This is a genomic window from Prochlorococcus marinus str. MIT 9211, from assembly GCF_000018585.1.
GTDB lineage: Bacteria > Cyanobacteriota > Cyanobacteriia > PCC-6307 > Cyanobiaceae > Prochlorococcus_D > Prochlorococcus_D marinus_B.
Window position 1 is genome coordinate 81,286 of sequence record NC_009976.1, and the last position, 19,244, is coordinate 100,529.

Sequence of the window (19,244 nt, forward strand, 5' to 3'; positions counted from 1 at the left end):
TTTAGATAATTGAAATTACATCTTCACTATTAAAGCCATGTTCTTGCAATTCCTTGCTTAGATCATTTTCATTAGTAACTCTATCAACAAAAAGGACTCCATTGAGGTGGTCCATTTCATGTTGGATACATCTAGACAATAGACCATCCGCATTCATTTTCTTAGGTCTTCCCATTTCATCACGGAAATTTAATTTAATAGATGATGGTCTAATTACATTTAGATATACTCCAGGGATACTAAGGCAACCTTCTTCATAAGTTTCTATTGCTGCACTAAAGTCAGTAATTTGAGGATTAATAAGAACAATTGGAGGAGTAGTAGAGTTTTCAATATCTAAATCTATGACTAGAAGTTGTTTATGAATTCCTACTTGGGGCGCTGCTAAACCTATACCTTTAGCTGAATACATGCTATGGAGCATTTTTTTTATTAATGTTCTTATAGAGTTATCCACTTTGCTGACTCGTTGCGCAGTTTGTCTCAGTTCTAAGTTGCCTAGTGTATGTATCTTCAGAGAAGGTTTTTCAGTAGGCTCTTTTGAAACAGCAATACTATTGCTGCCTTTTTCGGCATTCTTTGCGAGTTGAGCAAAACTTCTAGCCAAGGAGAATTTTGTTTAATACTTATGACTTTACTCATTTTTAAGAACGATTATCAATTTTTTCAAGCAAATTAAAAAGTATGGTTTCACCAAAGAATCAAGTCAGTTCAAAATTCTTAGATGCAGAGGTTGTTTTGGGTGAATTCCCCAAAATCAAATCCCCTAGAATTCTTGGTGATTGGGTCTTCTGGCTAGAACAGCGTCCTTATGAGAATGGGAGAACCACACTCCTCACTCGTCCTTGGGGGAGGTTTGATTGCCTTCCACAAGAGTTAACACCTTTTCCAGTAAATCTTAGAACTCGTTTGCATGGTTATGGAGGTTCGCCACTTGCCTTGGTTAAGCAAGCTGATTGCTTTGTAATGACATGGATTGATGACCAGCAAGGGGGTTTATGGCATCAAAAATGGATTATTGCTGATCAAACAAAACCAACAATTTTAAAATCTCTGTCTAGCCCAATTTGTTTATCTTTGAAGGACAAGTATTGTCTTGCTGATGGTTTGATTGACTTACAATTTAATAGATGGATTGGTGTGATGGAGGAAGATAATAAAGATTATTTGGTTTCATTTGCGCTCGATAAAGAATTAAAAGCACCAATGATTCTTCATCAAGCAATTGATTTTCTTGGGTATCCAACATTAAGTATAAAGTCTGATCAATTGGCATGGGTTGAGTGGCAAAAGCCATACATGCCATGGGATCAAAGCCAAATCTTTCACTCTTTTATTAATGACATAGGTAAACTTAGCTCAGTTTCGATGTTGTCTGGATCAGATAAATCTTCCCAAAAAAGTTCTGCTTTTCAGCCTCAATGGTTGCCTAATGGTCAATTAATTGTAGCTGAAGATAGTAGTGGATGGTGGAATCTTAAGATTGCAGGGCCAGATTTTTCTTCTAATTTAACTAATCAATTTAGTAATCTTTGGCATATAAAAGCTGAAGCTGCCTGTCCCCAGTGGATTCATGGGATGTCTACCATTGCTTCTTCTGGGAAAAAAGAAATTGTTGCTCTTAGTTGTCAAGAAGGTAGTTGGTCCATGAGTGTTGTAAACAAGAGTGGTTCAGTCACAAAGTTGCAACTACCTTTTGAACATTTTGAAGATGTATCTTCTGAGGAAGGAAAGGCAGTTGCAATAGCAGCTAATTCTTTCCTAGATTCTGGTCTGCTTGAAGTGAATTTAAAAAATGGTAGTTGGATTCATAATTCCTTTAGAGAGTCAATAGTTAAACCACAAGAAATCAGTATTGCTGAATCATTTTGGTTTAAGGGTTTTGGAGGTGAGATGAGTCATGCTTGGTATTACCCCCCGATTCAGGGTCGATTGAACTATTCACCTCTTTTAGTGAAAGCTCATAGTGGTCCTACTTCTATGGCAAAAAGAGGTTTGAATTTAGAAATTCAGTTCTGGACTTCTCGAGGATGGGGTGTTTTAGATGTTAATTACGCAGGATCAACAGGCTTTGGTCGAGCTTATAGAGATCGCTTAAAACATTCTTGGGGAGAGGCAGATGTTTTTGATTGCTCTCAAGCTGCCATGGAATTAATTAATAATGGGAAAGCCGATAAAAATTTAGTTGCTATTGAAGGATCTAGCGCAGGAGGTTTCACGAGTTTATGTTGCCTATGCTTTAGAAATATTTTTAGGGTCGCTTCTTGTAAATACCCAGTAATTGATCTTCTTGATATGGCAAACTCAACCCATCGCTTTGAAGAGTATTACTTAGATTTCCTGATAGGTAAATTTAACAATAACAAGCATTTGTATATGAGCAGATCTCCTATCAATAATTTAGATAAGATTACTTGCCCTGTAATCTTATTTCAAGGATTAAAAGATAAGGTTGTTTCTCCTGAGAAAACTAAAGATTTGTTTACAGCTTTGAAAAATAAGAAAATACCTACTGAATTACATGTTTTTGATAATGAAGGTCATGGCTTTAATCATCGGTCTACAAAAATTAAAGTTTTGCGAGAAACAGAATCATTTTTTAGAGAGCATTTAGGTATCTAAGAATTTTCTTGTAGGAAATTTATGCTGGATATTAGTTGAGAAACAAAAGTATCTATTTCATCTATTGTTGATGTAAAACTAAGACTTGCTCTAGCTGATGAACTAATTCCATAGTGTTTGTGCAGTGGTTGGCAACAATGATGTCCACTTCGAATGCATATATTGCTTGTATCTAGAAGGGATGCAATATCATTTGAATGCAATTTATTTATTGTAAAGGTTGCGAGGGGAGCTCGATTACTTTGTATTTTTGGATTTGGACCAATAATATTAATACCTTCAATAGTTTCTAATTGCTGGAAAAGATATTTAGTAAGTTTTTTTTCATAAGCATGTATATTATTTAGGCCTATGGACTCGAGATAAGTTAAGGCGGCTCCCATTCCAATTGCCTCTCCTATAGCTGGAGTACCTGCTTCAAATTTGTGAGGCAAATCTGCCCAGCTACTTTTATTTAAAGACACTTCTTGTATCATTTCCCCTCCTCCTAAAAAAGGAGGCATTTTTTCCAATAGATTTTCTTTTGCCCATAAAAAACCACATCCTGTTGGTCCACATAATTTATGAGAAGAGCCTGCTAGAAAATCAATATTTAATTTTTTAACATCGATAGGTTGATGAGCAAGACTTTGACAAGCATCGACAAGAATTAAAGCATCAGCACTATGTGCCTTCTGAGTAATTTCAGCAATAGGATTACAACATCCCAATGTATTACTAATATGTTGTAAACTCAATATCCTTGTTTTTTCATTTAATTTACTATAGGCATCTTCAAGATCTAATTGTCCACTTGAAGTGATTCCTATATATCTTAAATTGCATTTTTTTCTTTCAGCTAGTAATTGCCAAGGTACGATATTACTATGATGCTCCATTAAGCTAATTAAGATTTCATCGCCCTCTTTTAGCTCTGAATCACCCCAGGAATGAGCGACTAAGTTTATAGCTTCAGTGGCATTTCTTGTAAAAACAATTTCTCTTTCAGAAGATGCATTAATAAATTTGGATGTTATTGTACGTGCTTTTTCAAAAGCCTCTGTTGCTTTTGCACTTAATTGATGGGCACCCCGGTGAACATTTGCATTTTCATATTTATAATAATGGCTGATAGCTTCAATAACTTTCTTTGGCTTTTGACTTGTAGCGGCATGGTCTAAATAAACCAAAGGGTTATTTTTGAGATCTTCACTAGAGAAAAGAGGAAAGTCCTTTCTTGTTAATTTAGCTAGATTTTTTTCATTAATAGTCATCATATTACTCGCTTAGGAATTCATTAAGAAAAGACCATCTCATAACTTCTAAGGGAATATTTCTAATAATTTCTTTCGCATATCCATTGACTATTAATGCTGCTGCATTTTCTGCTGATAAACCACGACTTTGTAAATAGAAAAGCTCATCTTCTTGAAGGTTACTAATGGTTGCACCATGTGTGCAAGAAACATCGTCTGCAATAATTTTCAATTCAGGTTTTGTATCTATTTGGGCTCTGTTTGAAAGAAGAAGATTTTTGCTTAGTTGTGAAGCATTAGTCTTTTGCGCAAGTTTTGGAACTTCTATTAATCCATTGAAGATTGAATGTGATTTATCTAAGGCAATTGCTTTTTGTAATTGCCTTAGAGTTCCTCCTGGACCATCAAACTTGACTGCAGAATGTGTAGATAATTGCTGACTATCTTTCGCCACCTGAAGGCCTTGAAGATCAGTTAATGCACTACCTTCAAGTTGAATTATGGTTGGCTTTAAATGGCTTAAATCCCAGCCTTCTTGAAAACTATTAAAAAAATAATTGCTATCTGATTTCTGGAAAATAGATATTCCTGCAAATAAACTAGAATCTTCTCTACCCATTGCTATCAAACCATGATGCACTTTTGAATTATTATCTAGATGTATTTCACATACATGACTATGCGCTGATTTATTTGCACCTAAGATGATTTCTAATAGATTCAAATTAGCACCTTTTTCTACTATTATTAGTACTCTACTAAAGCTTAATTGGTTTATATTTTTAGGTATGACTAACTCTAGTCCAGTAGAATTTGATTCTGATATTCTTAAAGCTATTAATTGATTATTAGATGAATGATTTAGTGATAATATCCAATCATGACTAGGGTCAATATGTTCATCTGCTTTTTTCAAATACCTTTGCAATTCATCTCCCATCATTAGCGACATCCCCTTTGGTAAAGATGCTTCATCAAGTTTACTTATATTTGAATTTATAATAATTCTAAAAGAATTCTTGGCTAATTGAGGGATTGTTTGATCTATATCTTTGGGTTCTATTCTCTTTGACATTGGTAGAGAAAGTATATTATTTATTTTTTTTGTATCTATTAACTTCCATTCTTCTAATTTATTATTTGGGATTCCTATTTCCCCTAAGTACTTACGGCCACTTTCTTGAATTCTTCTTAAGTCTCCAGAGGCTGCAGGAAGAGATTGTATCCAATTTTTTAAAAGTTCACTCATTATTTAGTTCAAATGTCTTTCTTTTTTAGTAGATCATATCCACCCTTTTCTAATTCAATAGCAAGATTCTTATTGCCTGTCTTTACAATCTTACCTGCATCCATTATGTGAACAAAAGTTGGTTCTATCTCATTTAATAGCCTTTGATAATGAGTGATCAAGATTGTAGCGGTATCTTTTTTTGAAAGAGCATTAATTGCTTGAGAAACTATTCTAAGTGAATCTATATCTAATCCTGAATCCGTTTCATCTAAGATAGAAATTAATGGTTCTAGTAGAGACATTTGCAATATTTCATTTCTCTTTTTCTCTCCTCCTGAAAAACCTTCATTCACATTACGCTCCAAAAAACTGTCCTTCATTTGTATAAGATTTATACTTTCTTTAACAATCTCGTCAAAATCAAAAGAATCTAGTTCTTCTTTACCAAGATATTTTCTTCTTGAGTTGGTTGCAGCTCTGAGGAATTCGCTATTACTCACTCCAGGAATCTCGACTGGATATTGGAAGCCTAGGAATATACCCATCGAAGCAATTTCCTCAGGGTCTAATTTCTCTAGGCTCTGACCTTTGAAAATTATTTCTCCTGAAGTAATTGAATAAAGAGGGTGCCCAGCAATTACTTTTGAAAGTGTGCTTTTCCCGCTACCATTACGCCCCATTATTGCATGGATTTCACCGGCATTAACTTTAAGATTTACTCCATTCAATATCTTTTGACCTTCGATACCAGCATGCAGGTCATTGATTTCTAGTAGAACTTCTGTCGTTTGGGTGATCACTTGGTAATGAATGAGAGGCTAGTATTTTGTAGTGCCTTAGTTGGCTTGTTAGTTTGCTGAAGCTACTAGTTTTAGCCTACAGACCCTTCTAGTTTTAATGCAAGAAGATTGTTGGCTTCTGAAGCAAATTCCATTGGTAATTTATTAAACACGTCACGACAAAATCCATTTACCATCATCGATACTGCTTCTTCATTACTAATTCCGCGACTTTGAAGGTAAAATAATTGGTCTTCGGATATTTTTGATGTACTTGCTTCATGTTCAATATTTGATTTTGATTGCTTAGATTGTATATATGGATATGTATTAGCTTCTGCTTCATCACCAATTAATAATGAGTCACATTGACTAAAATTTTTTGCTCCTGCTGCTCTAGTACCTATTTCGACTAAGCCTCTATAACTATTTTTTGATTTACCTACACTTATACCTTTACTAATAATTTTAGAACGTGTTTTAGGTCCAATATGAATCATTTTTGTTCCAGTATCAGCTATTTGCTTGTTATTAGTTAAGGCAACGGAATAGAATTCTCCTGTCGAATTTGCTCCTAGCAACACACAGCTAGGATATTTCCATGTGATGGCAGATCCAGTCTCGACTTGAGACCAACTAATTTTGCTATTTTTACCTCGACATTGACCTCTTTTGGTTACAAAATTATAAATACCTCCAACGCCATTTTTATCTCCTGAATACCAGTTCTGAACTGTTGAATATTTAATAGATGCATCATCCAGGGCTATAAGTTCCACTACAGCAGCATGAAGCGTGTTTGTATCGAACATAGGAGCCGTACAACCCTCCAGGTAACTCACAGAAGAACCAGACTCAGCTACAATTAATGTTCTTTCAAATTGACCAGAATCACCTGAATTGATTCTAAAATAAGAAGACAATTCCATAGGGCATGTAATTCCTTTAGGGATAAATACAAAGGAACCATCACTAAAAACTGCCGAATTTAAAGCAGCAAAGAAATTATCATTTTTAGGCACAACTGTTCCTAGGTATCGTTCAATTAATTCTGGGTACTCTTGAACAGCTTCACTGATTGAGCAAAAAATTACACCATCTTCTGCCAGTTTTTCTTTAAATGTAGTTGCAATTGAAACACTGTCGAAAACTGCATCTACAGCAACATTAGATAATCTTTTTTGTTCACTTAATGGAATTCCTAACTTTTCGAAAGTTTCTAATATTTCTGGGTCCACTTCATCTAAACTTTTCTTTTTCTCTATATCTTTAGGAGCTGCGTAATATCTAATATTTTGGTAATCTATTTTTGGATATCCTAGGTTTGCCCATTCTGGCTCCTTCATCGTAAGCCATTTCCTATATGCATCTAGACGAAACTTCAGAAGAAAATCCGGCTCATTCTTTTTCATTGATATTAATCTAATTACATCTTCATTTAGACCCTTCGCGATTTTTTCAGTTTCTATATTTGTTAGGAAACCGTACTTATATGAATTTGATGTAGCGATGACCTCTGCAATGGAATTGGTATTACTCATGGGGTTAGCATTAATTACTTTCTTTCAATTGCGAAGACCTGCAATTGATTCATTTCCACTCCTTGTACTCTAGGTTACATCCTCAGGAAACATTTTTGAATGAGTAGTCAGATGTCAGAGAGAGAAGACCTTCTGAGCCTAGAGGAAATAAAGAGAATCGATGCATTAGACCTTTCTACTATAGAAAAACATCACCTACGTTTAATTGCTCATTGCCTTGCATCTTTTAAGTCAATGTCCAAGTCCTCTTCCATGAAAAACTTTCCATCTGCAGAAAGTCGCCTTGCATGGTGTACTGACCAAGCAAGTCTTGAAGGGCAAGAAGCTTTTATAACTCTCCTCTTGCAGCAATTTATAGTCGCTGAAAAGTATTTGGACAAGCTAGCGAAGCTATATGAAATTCAACCCTTGGAAATCACCTTAGATCAATTGATCGCTTTTACCATTTCAGAAAGCAACCATTAATCACTTGCTATGACTTTGCAACTGCAAGTGAAAAAGCACTTCATGATTTTTAGGTATTTTGAAAGAAAAAGTGAGTTCAGCACAATTGTTTGGCAAGACTCTCGACCATGACCAGCTAAAAATGTTTAACAATTGTTTTGAACCAAATTTTTACCACATTGCTGCAAAACCCTTTCCTGGACTTATATCTTGGCATTGGTTTATTTTTGGGAATTGGCATTTGTAGTCAGTAGATCCTGACCACAGTCATGAAGGACGCCCAATCTGACGAAAATCAGAGGATACTGATCCCGAACAAAAACGGAGGTTTTCGAGACGTGGCCCAAGATAGAGAATCACTGTCACGTCTAACCCTTCGTCAATTAAGACTGAAAGCAAGTGATTTAGGCATACCTTTATATAGTCGCAAGACCAAATCAGTTCTTGCGAATGAAATCCTTTTGTATCAGGAAAGAAAGGAGTCGGAAAATCATTTAGTTGCTTCTAATGCAGTTAAAGGTCCAAGAGGCTTAATTAATAACTCTTTTTTCGCTTCCAAAACTTCAACTAGGGTTGTTTTTCTTCCTAGAGATCCTGAATGGGCTTATGTTTTTTGGGAGATTTCTGAAACTGATCGAAAAAGTGCCCAGGAAAAAGGTGCAAGCAGATTATGTTTGCGATTGGCTGATGTGACAACAGTTAAAAAAGGAGCTGTTAATCCAGGGACACTGAGAGAGGTAATAGTGGATAGTCATAGTACAGAATGGTATTTGCCTATACCTATTGGGGACAGAGATTATCGAGTAGAGCTTGGCTATCGTTTTGGTGCAGAATGGATTTCGTTGGCATTTTCTTCTATTGCTCGTGTCCCTTCATTACATCCAAGCGAGCAGATATTGGATCAGTTTGTCCCTTTTAGTTTAGAAGCTACTACTAGTAGTGATTTGATAGAAAACACTTCTGAAGCAATCGAGAAACAAGATAGTGGTTTACATGAGCGCTTATATCAAACAGCCACAACTCATTTCGAGAAAACCAGAGTTGGTTCTGAAGAATTCCAGCAAGGTAATAGATCTAGTCAAGAAGAACTTAATGATTCTGGTTCAGGTCTTTGGGCGAGTGGTTTGAATCAATCAGGGATTGGAGGATTGCAACCTAGAGAAAGATCTTTTTGGTTAGTGGCCGATGCAGAATTGATTGTTTATGGATCCACAGATCCTTCTGCAAAACTTACTATTGGCGGCGAAGAGGTGCCATTGGCTGCTGATGGAACATTTCGTTTACAAGTACCTTTTAGGGATGGATCTCAGAATTATTTGATACAAGCTGAGGATTCAACTAGAACTCAAAAACGAAATGTTGAAATGAAATTTGAACGCATTACTCCTGAAGATAATACAAATCCAATTGATCAAGCCAAGTCCGAATGGTTCTAACTTCTTAAATAATGTTGCGTTGGTTTGTCGCATTCACTCCTATTGGAGGAGCAATTATTCTTCCTCTGGTAGTGCCATTTATTGTTGATCGTTTTGGCATTGGACTAGGAGTATTTTCAACCTTGCTTTTAAGTTCGTTGTGGTTTGTTGCAATGCTTAGAACCTCAGAGATGCCTCATTAAAAATTAAAATTGGGCACAATCTATTTATCAAATGCATCTTAACTAATGTCTTCTCAGTCTAATTTAAATGAAGTAATCCCTTTAAGAGTAAAGCTAGGGCATTCTTTTACTGATCAAAAGCCAGGAACTTCTGGTTTAAGAAAAAGCACAAAGCAATTTCAAGAGAATCATTATTTAGAGAGTTTTATTGAATCAATCTTTCGCACTCTTCCAGGAGTAAAAGGAGGAATTTTAATTCTTGGTGGTGATGGTCGCTTTGGTAATAGAAAAGCAATTGATGTAATAATTCGAATGGCAGCCGCTCATGGTGTTCGTAAAGTAATAACAACTGTTGATGGCATTCTCTCAACCCCAGCAGCCTCTCACCTGATTAGAATTAATAATTCAATTGGAGGAATTATCCTTTCTGCTAGTCATAATTCAGGTGGAAAAGATGGAGATTTTGGAGTAAAGATTAATGGATCTAATGGTGGACCTGCATCTGAATCTTTGACTAATTCTATTTATGCTTGCTCACAGAATTTGAAAGAATATCAGATTATTCAAAATCAAGAAATTTCTTTAAGTGTTCCTGGTGAATATGAGATCTTTTCTATGAAAGTGGAAGTTATTGATGGATTAAAAGATTATATAGATCTCATGCAAACTATTTTTGACTTTGATCGAATTGGTGCTTTTTTAACTAAAGACTTTCCTATTGCATTTGATGCACTAAATGCAGTCACTGGACCTTATGCTAAAAAAATTTTAGAAGATATTTTAGGAGCATGTAAAGGCACCGTTAAGAATGGAGTTCCTTTGGAGGATTTTGGAGGCTGTCATCCTGACCCAAATCTTACATACGCAAAGGAACTGGCTGACGCATTACTTTTAGGCAATAAATATTTCTTTGGAGCTGCTTGTGATGGTGATGGTGATAGGAATATGATTTTAGGCAAGGGATGCTTTGTAAATCCAAGTGATAGTCTTGCGGTTTTAGCTGCTAATGCAGATTGTGTACCAGCTTATTCAAGTGGGCTTTTAGGTATTGCAAGATCAATGCCAACTAGTTCAGCAGTGGACATTGTTGCCAAAGATTTGGGTGTGAAATGTTATGAGACACCTACAGGGTGGAAATTTTTTGGGAATCTTTTGGACTCTGGTCAAATTACCCTTTGCGGTGAAGAAAGTTTTGGAACTGGTAGTAATCATGTTCGAGAAAAGGATGGATTATGGGCCGTTTTATTTTGGCTACAAATATTGGCAGATAAAAAATGTTCTGTTCATGAATTAATGCATCGCCATTGGAGTAAATATGGACGCCATTATTACTCTCGTCATGATTATGAAGAAATCTCTTCGGAAATAGCGAAAGATTTATATCAAAGAGTTGAGTTAATGCTCCCTTCTCTATCTGGAAAACAGTTTGGTAGAAGAGTAGTTAAACTTGCCGATAATTTTAGTTATAAAGATCCTATTGACAGTTCTATAACAACAAATCAGGGCTTAAGAATTTTATTAGATGATGGAAGTCGTGTGATTTTGCGTCTATCTGGAACAGGTACTAGAGGAGCAACTCTTAGAGTATATTTAGAAAGTTATGTAGCATCTGACGGTAATCTAAACCAAGATCCTCAAAGTGCTCTTTGTGAATTAATTAGAGATATTGACTATCTTGCTGAAATCACTAAAAGAACAGGGATGACATCTCCCACGGTTATAACCTAAACTTTTTGAAATTGTTCTTATTTATTTTAATTATTTTAGTTGACGAAGGATTTAGCAGATCATCATATTTTAAGTAATAATTATATTGAACTGTAATTTAACTTGGTTCAAGATCTTTTTACTTTTCAGAATGATCAAGAACTCAAGAGGCAAGCACCTCTTGCAGAAAGACTGCGCCCTACAACGCTTGATGATTTTGTTGGGCAACAAGCGATTCTTGGACCAGGAAGGCTCTTAAGAAGAGCTATTGAATGTGATCGGGTTGGGAATATTTTGTTTCAAGGCCCCCCTGGTATTGGAAAAACAACTTTGTCTAAAATTATTGCCTCTAATACTAGGGCTCACTTCAGTGAGCTTAATGCGGTTTTGTCAGGTATTAAAGAATTGCGTCAGGAAATTGATGCGGCAAAAAATAGGTTAGGCCAGCATGGACTTAGAACAATACTTTTTATTGATGAGGTGCATAGATTCACTACTTCTCAACAAGATGCTCTATTGCCATGGGTTGAAAATGGAACTTTTATTTTTATAGGAGCAACAACAGAAAATCCATATTTTGAAGTAAATCAAGCTTTGGTAAGTAGATCTAGAGTTTTTCGTTTACGTCCGCTTCAGGAAAAAGACATGTATCAGATTTTAGATAGAGCATTAAAAGATATAGAGAAAGGGTATGGAGCTAAAGAAATTAAATTAACTATTCAAGCAAAAAATCATTTAATTGATGTTGCCAATGGTGATGCTCGTAGCCTCTTGAATGCTCTAGAACTAGCGGTAGAAACTACACAGGCTGATGACAAAGGTTGTATCAACATTGATATTTCTATAGCAGAAGAATCTATTCAGGAACGTGCTGTTCTTTATAACAAGAATGGAGATGCACACTTTGACACAATCAGTGCCTTTATTAAATCATTAAGAGGCTCAGACCCTGATGCAGCATTGTTTTGGTTGGCTCAAATGCTTGAAGCAGGAGAAAGTCCAAGATATATTTTTCGCAGAATGCTTATAGCAGCAGCGGAAGACATTGGTTTAGCAGATCCTAACGCAATTGTTGTTATTGAGTCTTGTGCTTCAGCTTTTGACAGAGTTGGTTTACCAGAAGGTAATTATTTACTTTCAGAGGCTGCTCTTTATCTAGCATGTACTGAAAAAAGTAATAGCGTTTTGGGCATTAACTCAGCAATACACTCTGTTAAGAACTCTCAAAAGCAAGATGTTCCTAATCATCTTCAAGATTCTCATAGGGACTCTGAAAAATCGAAAGCTCGATCTGATTACCTTTATCCACATAATTACCAAGGAAATTGGGTATCTCAACAATATTTACCAAGAGATCTGCAGAGAGAAGTATTTTGGGAACCAACGATAAATGGTTGGGAAGGTAAGAGAAGAAAATTATTTGCTGAAAGAAAGAAAAGGCAAATTTCATCAGGGCTTGATTCTACCGAAAACCAATCACCAAAATTTTAATTCAGCAATTTTAGGTCAATGACTCAAAGACGAAGTACGCTTGAATTTAGAACTTTAGATGATTGCAATGCCTCTTCAAGTTGGTGATACAGCCCCAGAATTTACTTTGCCTGATCCAAATGGCACTTTAGTTTCTTTATCTTCGTTTAGGGGACAAAGGGTTGTAATTTATTTCTATCCAAAAGACAATACCCCTGGCTGTACAAAAGAAGCATGCAATTTCCGTGATTTGTGGAAAGATTTTAAATCTAATAACATAAAAGTAATAGGTATTAGTAAGGACTCAGGAACTTCTCATTTGAAATTTATTAGTAAATACCAATTACCTTTCACTTTGCTCTCTGATAGCGAACCTTGTCCAGTTGCATCTTCTTATGAAAGTTATGGTTTGAAGAAGTTTATGGGTAAAGAATATTTAGGAATGATGAGAAAGACTTTTGTAATTGACTCTGAGGGAAAGATTGAATTGATTTATCATAAGGTTAAAGCTGAGATTATGGCTAAACAAATTCTTGATGATCTTTCCCTTACGTAATTCTAATTAATTAGATTTATCATTCCTTCTAAAACAAGATTAGGGCAATGATTAACATCAATCTCAAGAGCTTGTAGATGTTCCAAAAGTAATTCTGAGTCTCCTCCGCAGAGCCAAATTGGTATTTTTTCTTCTCGTTGAGTTATTAATAAGGTGCCTAATAATGAATTCAAGCTACCTTTTATCATTGCTTCTTCAGTTCCCATTGGAAATTCTTCAGGTGGAATATTGGTTTGAGTGATTTGGTTGAGATTTTCTGTGCCATTAGCCATTGCTGATTGTTGGAGCCTTAAGCCAGGTATAAGTTGTCCTCCATCAAATTCTCCAGTAGATGTGATTTTAGTAAGACTAAGAATCGTTCCTGCATCGGCAATTAAAAGACCATTGCTATGCATATTTTTAGCCTTGGCTTTTTGAAATGCTTGCCATCCTGCTAAGGCTCTATCAATCCCTAGCCATAAAGGTAGCTTTAAAAGAGGCACCTCGGTTATTTTGAGCTGAGTGGAAGAAGTGAGGAAATGATTCTTTGGTACTGGACCAACTGCGGCCCATTTGCATATAGAAAATAAATCTGATTTCAGGTTGCTTAAACTTGGTTGGGTATGAGTAAAACTCCAGCTGTTGTTATTCTCTAACGCCCAATGCCAGCGAGTATTACCAATTAATAAACAACATTTTTTCTCTTTCAATTTGGAATGCCCTCAGTTTCATTTGAAATGTGAATTCCACATTCTTGTTTTAATCCTCCGAACCTCGTATCTCTTCCCATACTCTGAGGACCATCTGGAGCGCTTGAATGCCAATCTCCAACTGTTGAATAACCTTGATCAAAAAGTGGATGATGGGGAAGATTATTTTTTTCCATATAATAAAAAATATCTTTTGGACTCCACTCGAGAATTGGTCTGAGTGAAAGACGATTTCGGATGTGATCTAATAATGTCATTGTCCCTCTATGCTTGGTTTGCCCACCTCGAACACCACTCGCCCAACATTTAACTCTTAAGTCTTCTAAGGCTTTTTCCAACGGCGTTACTTTACGAATCAGGTGATATTTCTCAATATCTTTCACTGAATTATTTTTCCATAGCTGCCCTTCTAAAGCCTCCATCCTTGCTGGTGACATTTCACTTTGGACAATTTTTAGATTGAGATGAAGTTTTTCAGTGAGTAGTTCAGCATATTGATAAGTTTCTGTAGGCAGGTAACCAGTATCAACCCAAATAACTTTAATTTTTTTTGCAGCCTTAATTTGTGAAAGCATGTTTAATAAGACGCATGATTGAATACCAAAACTTGTCGTGAGGGTGAAATTTTCACCAAATTGTTCATAGCCCCATTCCATTCGTTGTTCGGGAGACATCTTTTTAAGATGTTGCCGAGCTTCTTCAATCGGAATTTTCAAAAGGGAATTGCTTTTCATGTTTTTATTAGGGATGTTTTTACTCTCCATTGTCGCTTTTGATTAGAGGTTCACTTAGTTTCTTTTAATAGTCTCAGGCCTGATTCTCATGGCTGTCAATTTTTCTAATTCTGAACCTGTTGTATTAATAGGAGGCGGATTTGCTGGATTAACCACGGCATTGGCTTTAAGTAGGGATAGACCAAGATGTCCAATTATCCTGGTTGAACCACGACCGAGATTTGTTTTTATACCACTTCTTTATGAACTTTTAAGTGGTGAAGTTAGATTGTGGGAGATTGCGCCTTCTTTAAGGAATCTGATTGCAGGCAAGGGAATAATTGTTATTCAAGAATATGTCAAGAAAATGGATATTGATAGAAAGCTAGTTATTACTTCTTCTGGCAAAGCAATTGACTATTCACAACTTGTCATTGCAACTGGATCAAAACCAGATTTTTTGGGCATTCCTGGGGCTTCTGATCACGCTTTGATGTTTAATCAAATAGAAGATGTGCAAATATTGAAAGATTTAATTTCTAGACTAAAAAACTGTTCTTCAGAGAAAAAATCATTAGTGATTGTTGGTGCAGGTTCTGCCGGAGTGGAACTTGCTTGTAAAGTTGCAGATCTTGTGGAGAATCAAGTAAAGATTCACTTGATTGAATCTGCAGAAAGAGTATTACCCAAGGGACAATCTTTTAATCAGGAACAAGTTGAACTTGCCTTAAAAAAAAGGAGAGTAGAAATTCATTTGCAAACAAGTGTCACAGCAGTTACGGCAGATAGCATTCACTTAAAAACTATGAATGAACATGCTTTATCGAGTATTACTCATTCAGGTTTGGTTTGGACTGCTGGTGTGAAGCCAGTACTCCCATTGGGGATGCCTCCCGAAAACTTGCTGCTAGGGCGAATTTCTATTGACTCTTCTTTAAGAGTTAATGGATCACAAGATATTTTTGCTATTGGTGATATTGCTTTTAACGCAGATAACCCTTGGAAACCAACTGCGCAAGTTGCAATTCAACAAGGAGAGACTGCTGCTAAGAACATAGTTGCGATTCGTGAAAGAAGACCTCTAGAACCTTTTCTGTTTAGAGATTTAGGAGAAATGCTCAGTTTGGGGATTGGAGATGCAACTATTACAGGATTGGGGATGACAATGTCTGGTCCTCTTGCTTTTCAATTAAGGCGCATGGCTTATTTGTCTAAGTTGCCTAGACTTTCTTTAGGGATTCGTTCTGCTAGTGCCTGGCTGATACCTGATGACAAGAAATCTTTTTAATTGGAGGAAATTGAGTAAGGTTATATCAAGCTCTTTTTCATTAGCTTCATTTGTACCAAGACTTTTGGATGAAGGTAATAGAACTGAACAAATATGGATGAGTTAATAGTGGTTTTAGAAAACCCTCAGGCGCTAATAACTTTGGGAGTTTTGGTATTAGCAGTAGTGCTATTTATTAGTGGTTTGCTTGCACCTGAATTAACCGGTCTTTTAAGTGTGGCGTTGTTAATGGCTACAGGAGTCCTGTCACCTCACAAGGCTTTATCTGGTTTTGGTAGTCCAGCCTTGATAACTTTAATGGGATTGTTCGCTGTATCTGCAGCACTATTTAAAAGTGGTGCGTTAGATAGATTGCGAGAATTTATAGCTTCAGAAAGTATTAGAACTCCTCGTCGTTTAATTGCATTTTTAGGCTTTATTGTAGCTCCCATATCAGGGATAGTTCCTAATACACCTGTAGTTGCATCACTTTTACCTGTGATAGAAGCTTGGTGTTTTAAACGCAAACTTTCCCCTTCCAGGGTATTACTACCTCTTTCCTTTGCAACAGTTTTAGGAGGCACTCTTACTTTATTAGGTAGCTCGGTGAATCTATTGGTTAGTGATATAAGTCAGCAACTTGGGTATGGGTCTTTAGAATTATTTAGTTTCACTGCGATAGGTGTTCCAATTTGGCTGGTGGGGACAGCTTATTTATTGTTAGCGCCTCAAAGACTGTTGCCTGACCGAGGAAGAGATAATGGGGAATTTGGAGGTAGTGCAGACCAGACGGGATACTTCACTGAAGTGACTATTCCCATAGATTCAGATTTAGTTGGACAGTCTCTGCATAACAGTAGATTGCAACGTCGATTTGATGTTGATGTTTTGGAGCTTCAAAGGGGAAAGGAAAGATTGCTTCCCCCGCTCGCAGATAGAACTATTGAGCCTGGAGATAGATTATTGCTTCGTGTGACTCGTGCAGATTTATTGCGTCTTCAGCAAGAACATACTGTTCAGTTGGCTAAACAGAATTTTGTCAATGCTTCAGAGGAGCAAGTGGAGCCGTTTTTACGAGAAGGTCAAAAAACAGTTGAGGTTCTTCTTCCAGCAGGATCAACCTTGGCTGGTGCGAGTTTGAGAGAATTAAGATTTCGACAACGCCATAATGCAACTGTCTTAGCTCTTAGGCGAGGACAGCAGACTGTCCAAGAACGTTTAGGTCAAGCAATTTTGCGAGAAGGAGATGTATTGCTTTTACAAGCTCCGATAGATTCAATTCGTGGACTGCAGGCTAGTAATGATTTGCTTGTCTTAGATCAATTTGAAAATGACTTGCCTACTATCAGACGCAAGCCAATTACCATTGGCATTGCTATTGCGATGGTTCTCTTACCTGCCCTTACTTCCCTGCCATTAGTTGCATCCGTTTTGATAGCAATGATTCTAATGGTTGTTAGTGGTTGTTTGCGCCCTGCAGAGGTGCAGAGTTCTATACGTCTAGATGTAATTCTCTTGCTGGGGTCTCTATCTAGTTTTAGTGTTGCGATGCAGGCGACAGGGTTAGCTGATGCTTTTGCTGCAACTCTTGAGTATTGGTTAAAGGGATTACCTACATATTTTTCTTTACTAGTTGTTTTCTTTGCTACGACTATAGTTACTCAGTTTATTAGTAATGCTGCTTCAGTAGCTTTACTGGCACCAGTTGCAGTTCAGCTTGCTTCGGGAATGAACTTACCTCCCATGGCTCTTTTGATGACAGTTTTATTTGGCGCGAGTCAATCTTTTCTGACACCTATGGGGTACCAAACAAATTTAATGGTTTTTGGCCCTGGTAGGTATCGTTTCCTTGATGTGACTAGATATGGAGCTGGATTGACTGCATTAATGACTCTCATTGTTCCTTTATTAATTATTTGGCAATACGGAGGAACTTTTAGGTAAATACTGGTTATGGAAAGTCTTTTTTTCTTTAGTTATTAAACAGTGCGCTTCTCTAAAACAATTAATTTAAAACAAGCTTGGTATAGACGCTTAAGTGTTCCTCAGTTCACTATTGCTACTGGCTTTTTGATTGTTGTGGTTGGTACTTTCATTTTGGCTACTCCTCTTTGTTCTAAAGAAGATGTTGGACTTTGGGAATCTTTTTTTACGGCTACTTCAGCCATAACTGTGACAGGCTTAACAATCATCGATATAGGTAATGATTTAACGATATTTGGTCAAATGATTTTGGCGTTACTGCTTTTAATTGGTGGCTTAGGCCTAATGGCGATAACGACTTTTTTACAAGGCTTTGTTATTAGTGGAACAGAATTGAGAACTCGTCTAGATAAAGGTAAAACATTGGATGAGTTTGGTGTAGGTGGTGTTGGTAAAACTTTCAGAGGCATTGTGTTAACTGCTACTGTGTTGATTTGTATTGGTGCATTTTTTCTTTTTTACTTTGGCTTTAACAATATTTCTAATTTAAGAGAAAGGTTTTGGGCAGCACTTTTCCATAGCATCTCTGCTTATAACAATGCTGGCTTTGGATTATGGGCAGACAGCATGCAGTCATATAGAAATAATTGGGTAGTCAATGTTGTAGTTATTTTGTTAATAATTTTAGGTGGACTAGGTTGGCGAGTTACAAGCGATTTATGGATGAATCGTAAAAATTTTTCTTTCCGCAAATTAAGTCTTCATACTCGCTTAGTAATAAGGACATCGGCACTTTTAATTACTTTAGGAACAGTTGGATTATTAGTAACTGAGTCGATTGGCCAAGGCTATTTCTTTTCTGAGATAAGCTTGCTAGAAAGATTAGTTACTTCTTTGTTTGAATCTGTGAGTGCGAGAACTGCTGGGTTTACTAATATGCCTATTTCAGTTCAAAGTATTACTGACTCAGGACTTTTACTTTTAATGACTTTAATGTTTATAGGAGCTAGTCCAGGCGGAACAGGGGGGGGTATTAAGACTACTACTATTGCGGCTTTGATGGCTGCAACTAGATCAACTTTGAGAGGCCAGGATGATGTAATTATCCGTAATCGACAAATTTCAGATAAAATTGTTTTAAAGGCAGTCGGTATTACGGTTGGATCTCTTGTTTTTGTTTTAGTGATGGCTTTGTTAATAACAATGAATAATAGTTTTGAGGGTAAAGAGCTTTTTTCATTTTTGGAAATACTGTTTACTTGTATCTCTGCATTTGCAACTGTAGGTTTTGATCTTGGTGTAACAGAACAATTAAGTCACTTTGGTCAATTTGTACTTGTGGTAGGAATGTTTGTAGGAAGACTTGGCATTCTTTTATTGTTAAGTGCTATTTGGCAAATGCTTAATACAGGAAGTATGCATATTCATAACCGTGTTGGCTATCCAAGAGAGGATCTTTATGTTTGAATT

Annotated in this window: 17 protein-coding genes; 10 read left to right on the forward strand and 7 right to left on the reverse strand. The window is 36.4% G+C overall.

What is annotated here, in order from left to right; genetic code table 11:
* Position 1: 1 nt before the first annotated feature.
* Entirely contained in the window at positions 2 to 607 is a 606-nt protein-coding gene (def, locus tag P9211_RS00370) for a peptide deformylase (protein ID WP_012194632.1), read from the reverse strand.
* Positions 608 to 684: 77 nt separating this feature from the next.
* On the opposite strand from def, the gene P9211_RS00375 reads away from it, so the two are divergent.
* The gene (locus P9211_RS00375; protein WP_012194633.1) at positions 685 to 2,622 is read left to right on the forward strand and encodes an alpha/beta hydrolase family protein; all 1,938 of its coding nucleotides are present in this window, start codon (positions 685 to 687) and stop codon (positions 2,620 to 2,622) included.
* On the opposite strand, the gene P9211_RS00380 is transcribed toward P9211_RS00375, so the two are convergent.
* The 4 genes from P9211_RS00380 to sufB all read right to left on the reverse strand — a co-directional run bounded on the left by P9211_RS00380 (position 2,619) and on the right by sufB (position 7,408).
* Positions 2,619 to 3,878, reverse strand: coding sequence for a SufS family cysteine desulfurase (locus tag P9211_RS00380; RefSeq protein WP_012194634.1), 1,260 nt, complete (start codon positions 3,876 to 3,878; stop codon positions 2,619 to 2,621). The two genes, P9211_RS00375 and P9211_RS00380, sit on opposite strands and share 4 nt — an antisense overlap.
* Before the next feature lies 1 nt (position 3,879).
* On the reverse strand, positions 3,880 to 5,106 hold the full coding sequence (sufD, locus tag P9211_RS00385; RefSeq protein ID WP_012194635.1) for a Fe-S cluster assembly protein SufD: 1,227 nt from the start codon (positions 5,104 to 5,106) through the stop codon (positions 3,880 to 3,882).
* Positions 5,107 to 5,114: 8 nt separating this feature from the next.
* Complete coding sequence (gene sufC / locus P9211_RS00390; RefSeq protein ID WP_012194636.1) at positions 5,115 to 5,888, reverse strand: Fe-S cluster assembly ATPase SufC; 774 nt, start codon at positions 5,886 to 5,888, stop codon at positions 5,115 to 5,117.
* A gap of 71 nt (positions 5,889 to 5,959) precedes the next feature.
* Positions 5,960 to 7,408: a Fe-S cluster assembly protein SufB gene (sufB, locus tag P9211_RS00395; RefSeq protein ID WP_012194637.1), complete on the reverse strand. Its 1,449-nt coding sequence runs from the start codon at positions 7,406 to 7,408 to the stop codon at positions 5,960 to 5,962.
* A 99-nt stretch (positions 7,409 to 7,507) separates the two neighbouring features.
* On the opposite strand from sufB, the gene P9211_RS00400 reads away from it, so the two are divergent.
* The 6 genes from P9211_RS00400 to bcp all read left to right on the forward strand — a co-directional run bounded on the left by P9211_RS00400 (position 7,508) and on the right by bcp (position 13,182).
* Complete coding sequence (locus P9211_RS00400) at positions 7,508 to 7,873, forward strand: hypothetical protein (RefSeq protein ID WP_012194638.1); 366 nt, start codon at positions 7,508 to 7,510, stop codon at positions 7,871 to 7,873.
* Between the two features lie 317 nt (positions 7,874 to 8,190).
* Positions 8,191 to 9,288, forward strand: a complete 1,098-nt coding sequence (locus P9211_RS00405; protein ID WP_012194640.1) for a DUF4912 domain-containing protein — start codon at positions 8,191 to 8,193, stop codon at positions 9,286 to 9,288.
* Between the two features lie 11 nt (positions 9,289 to 9,299).
* Complete coding sequence (locus P9211_RS09665; protein ID WP_012194641.1) at positions 9,300 to 9,470, forward strand: hypothetical protein; 171 nt, start codon at positions 9,300 to 9,302, stop codon at positions 9,468 to 9,470.
* Positions 9,471 to 9,515: 45 nt separating this feature from the next.
* Positions 9,516 to 11,177, forward strand: coding sequence for an alpha-D-glucose phosphate-specific phosphoglucomutase (locus tag P9211_RS00415; RefSeq protein ID WP_012194642.1), 1,662 nt, complete (start codon positions 9,516 to 9,518; stop codon positions 11,175 to 11,177).
* A gap of 102 nt (positions 11,178 to 11,279) precedes the next feature.
* Positions 11,280 to 12,647, forward strand: coding sequence for an AAA family ATPase (locus tag P9211_RS00420; protein WP_012194643.1), 1,368 nt, complete (start codon positions 11,280 to 11,282; stop codon positions 12,645 to 12,647).
* Between the two features lie 67 nt (positions 12,648 to 12,714).
* Positions 12,715 to 13,182 (forward strand): thioredoxin-dependent thiol peroxidase, encoded by a 468-nt coding sequence (bcp, locus tag P9211_RS00425; RefSeq protein ID WP_041391306.1) that lies wholly within the window; start codon positions 12,715 to 12,717, stop codon positions 13,180 to 13,182.
* Positions 13,183 to 13,184: 2 nt separating this feature from the next.
* Here bcp and P9211_RS00430 read toward each other — a convergent pair whose 3' ends face one another.
* Positions 13,185 to 13,871, reverse strand: coding sequence for a type III pantothenate kinase (locus P9211_RS00430; protein WP_012194645.1), 687 nt, complete (start codon positions 13,869 to 13,871; stop codon positions 13,185 to 13,187).
* Positions 13,868 to 14,635, reverse strand: a complete 768-nt coding sequence (locus tag P9211_RS00435) for a phosphoadenylyl-sulfate reductase (protein ID WP_012194646.1) — start codon at positions 14,633 to 14,635, stop codon at positions 13,868 to 13,870. The genes P9211_RS00430 and P9211_RS00435 overlap by 4 nt, the downstream gene beginning before the upstream one ends.
* 58 nt (positions 14,636 to 14,693) lie before the next feature.
* Here P9211_RS00435 and P9211_RS00440 point away from each other — a divergent pair, with 58 nt between their 5' ends.
* From P9211_RS00440 to P9211_RS00450, 3 genes are all read left to right on the forward strand, one after another.
* Entirely contained in the window at positions 14,694 to 15,872 is a 1,179-nt protein-coding gene (locus tag P9211_RS00440) for an NAD(P)/FAD-dependent oxidoreductase (protein ID WP_012194647.1), read from the forward strand.
* A 93-nt stretch (positions 15,873 to 15,965) separates the two neighbouring features.
* Positions 15,966 to 17,795, forward strand: coding sequence for an SLC13 family permease (locus tag P9211_RS00445; RefSeq protein ID WP_012194648.1), 1,830 nt, complete (start codon positions 15,966 to 15,968; stop codon positions 17,793 to 17,795).
* A gap of 42 nt (positions 17,796 to 17,837) precedes the next feature.
* Positions 17,838 to 19,241, forward strand: a complete 1,404-nt coding sequence (locus P9211_RS00450; RefSeq protein WP_012194649.1) for a potassium transporter TrkG — start codon at positions 17,838 to 17,840, stop codon at positions 19,239 to 19,241.
* The last annotated feature ends 3 nt before the right edge of the window (positions 19,242 to 19,244 follow it).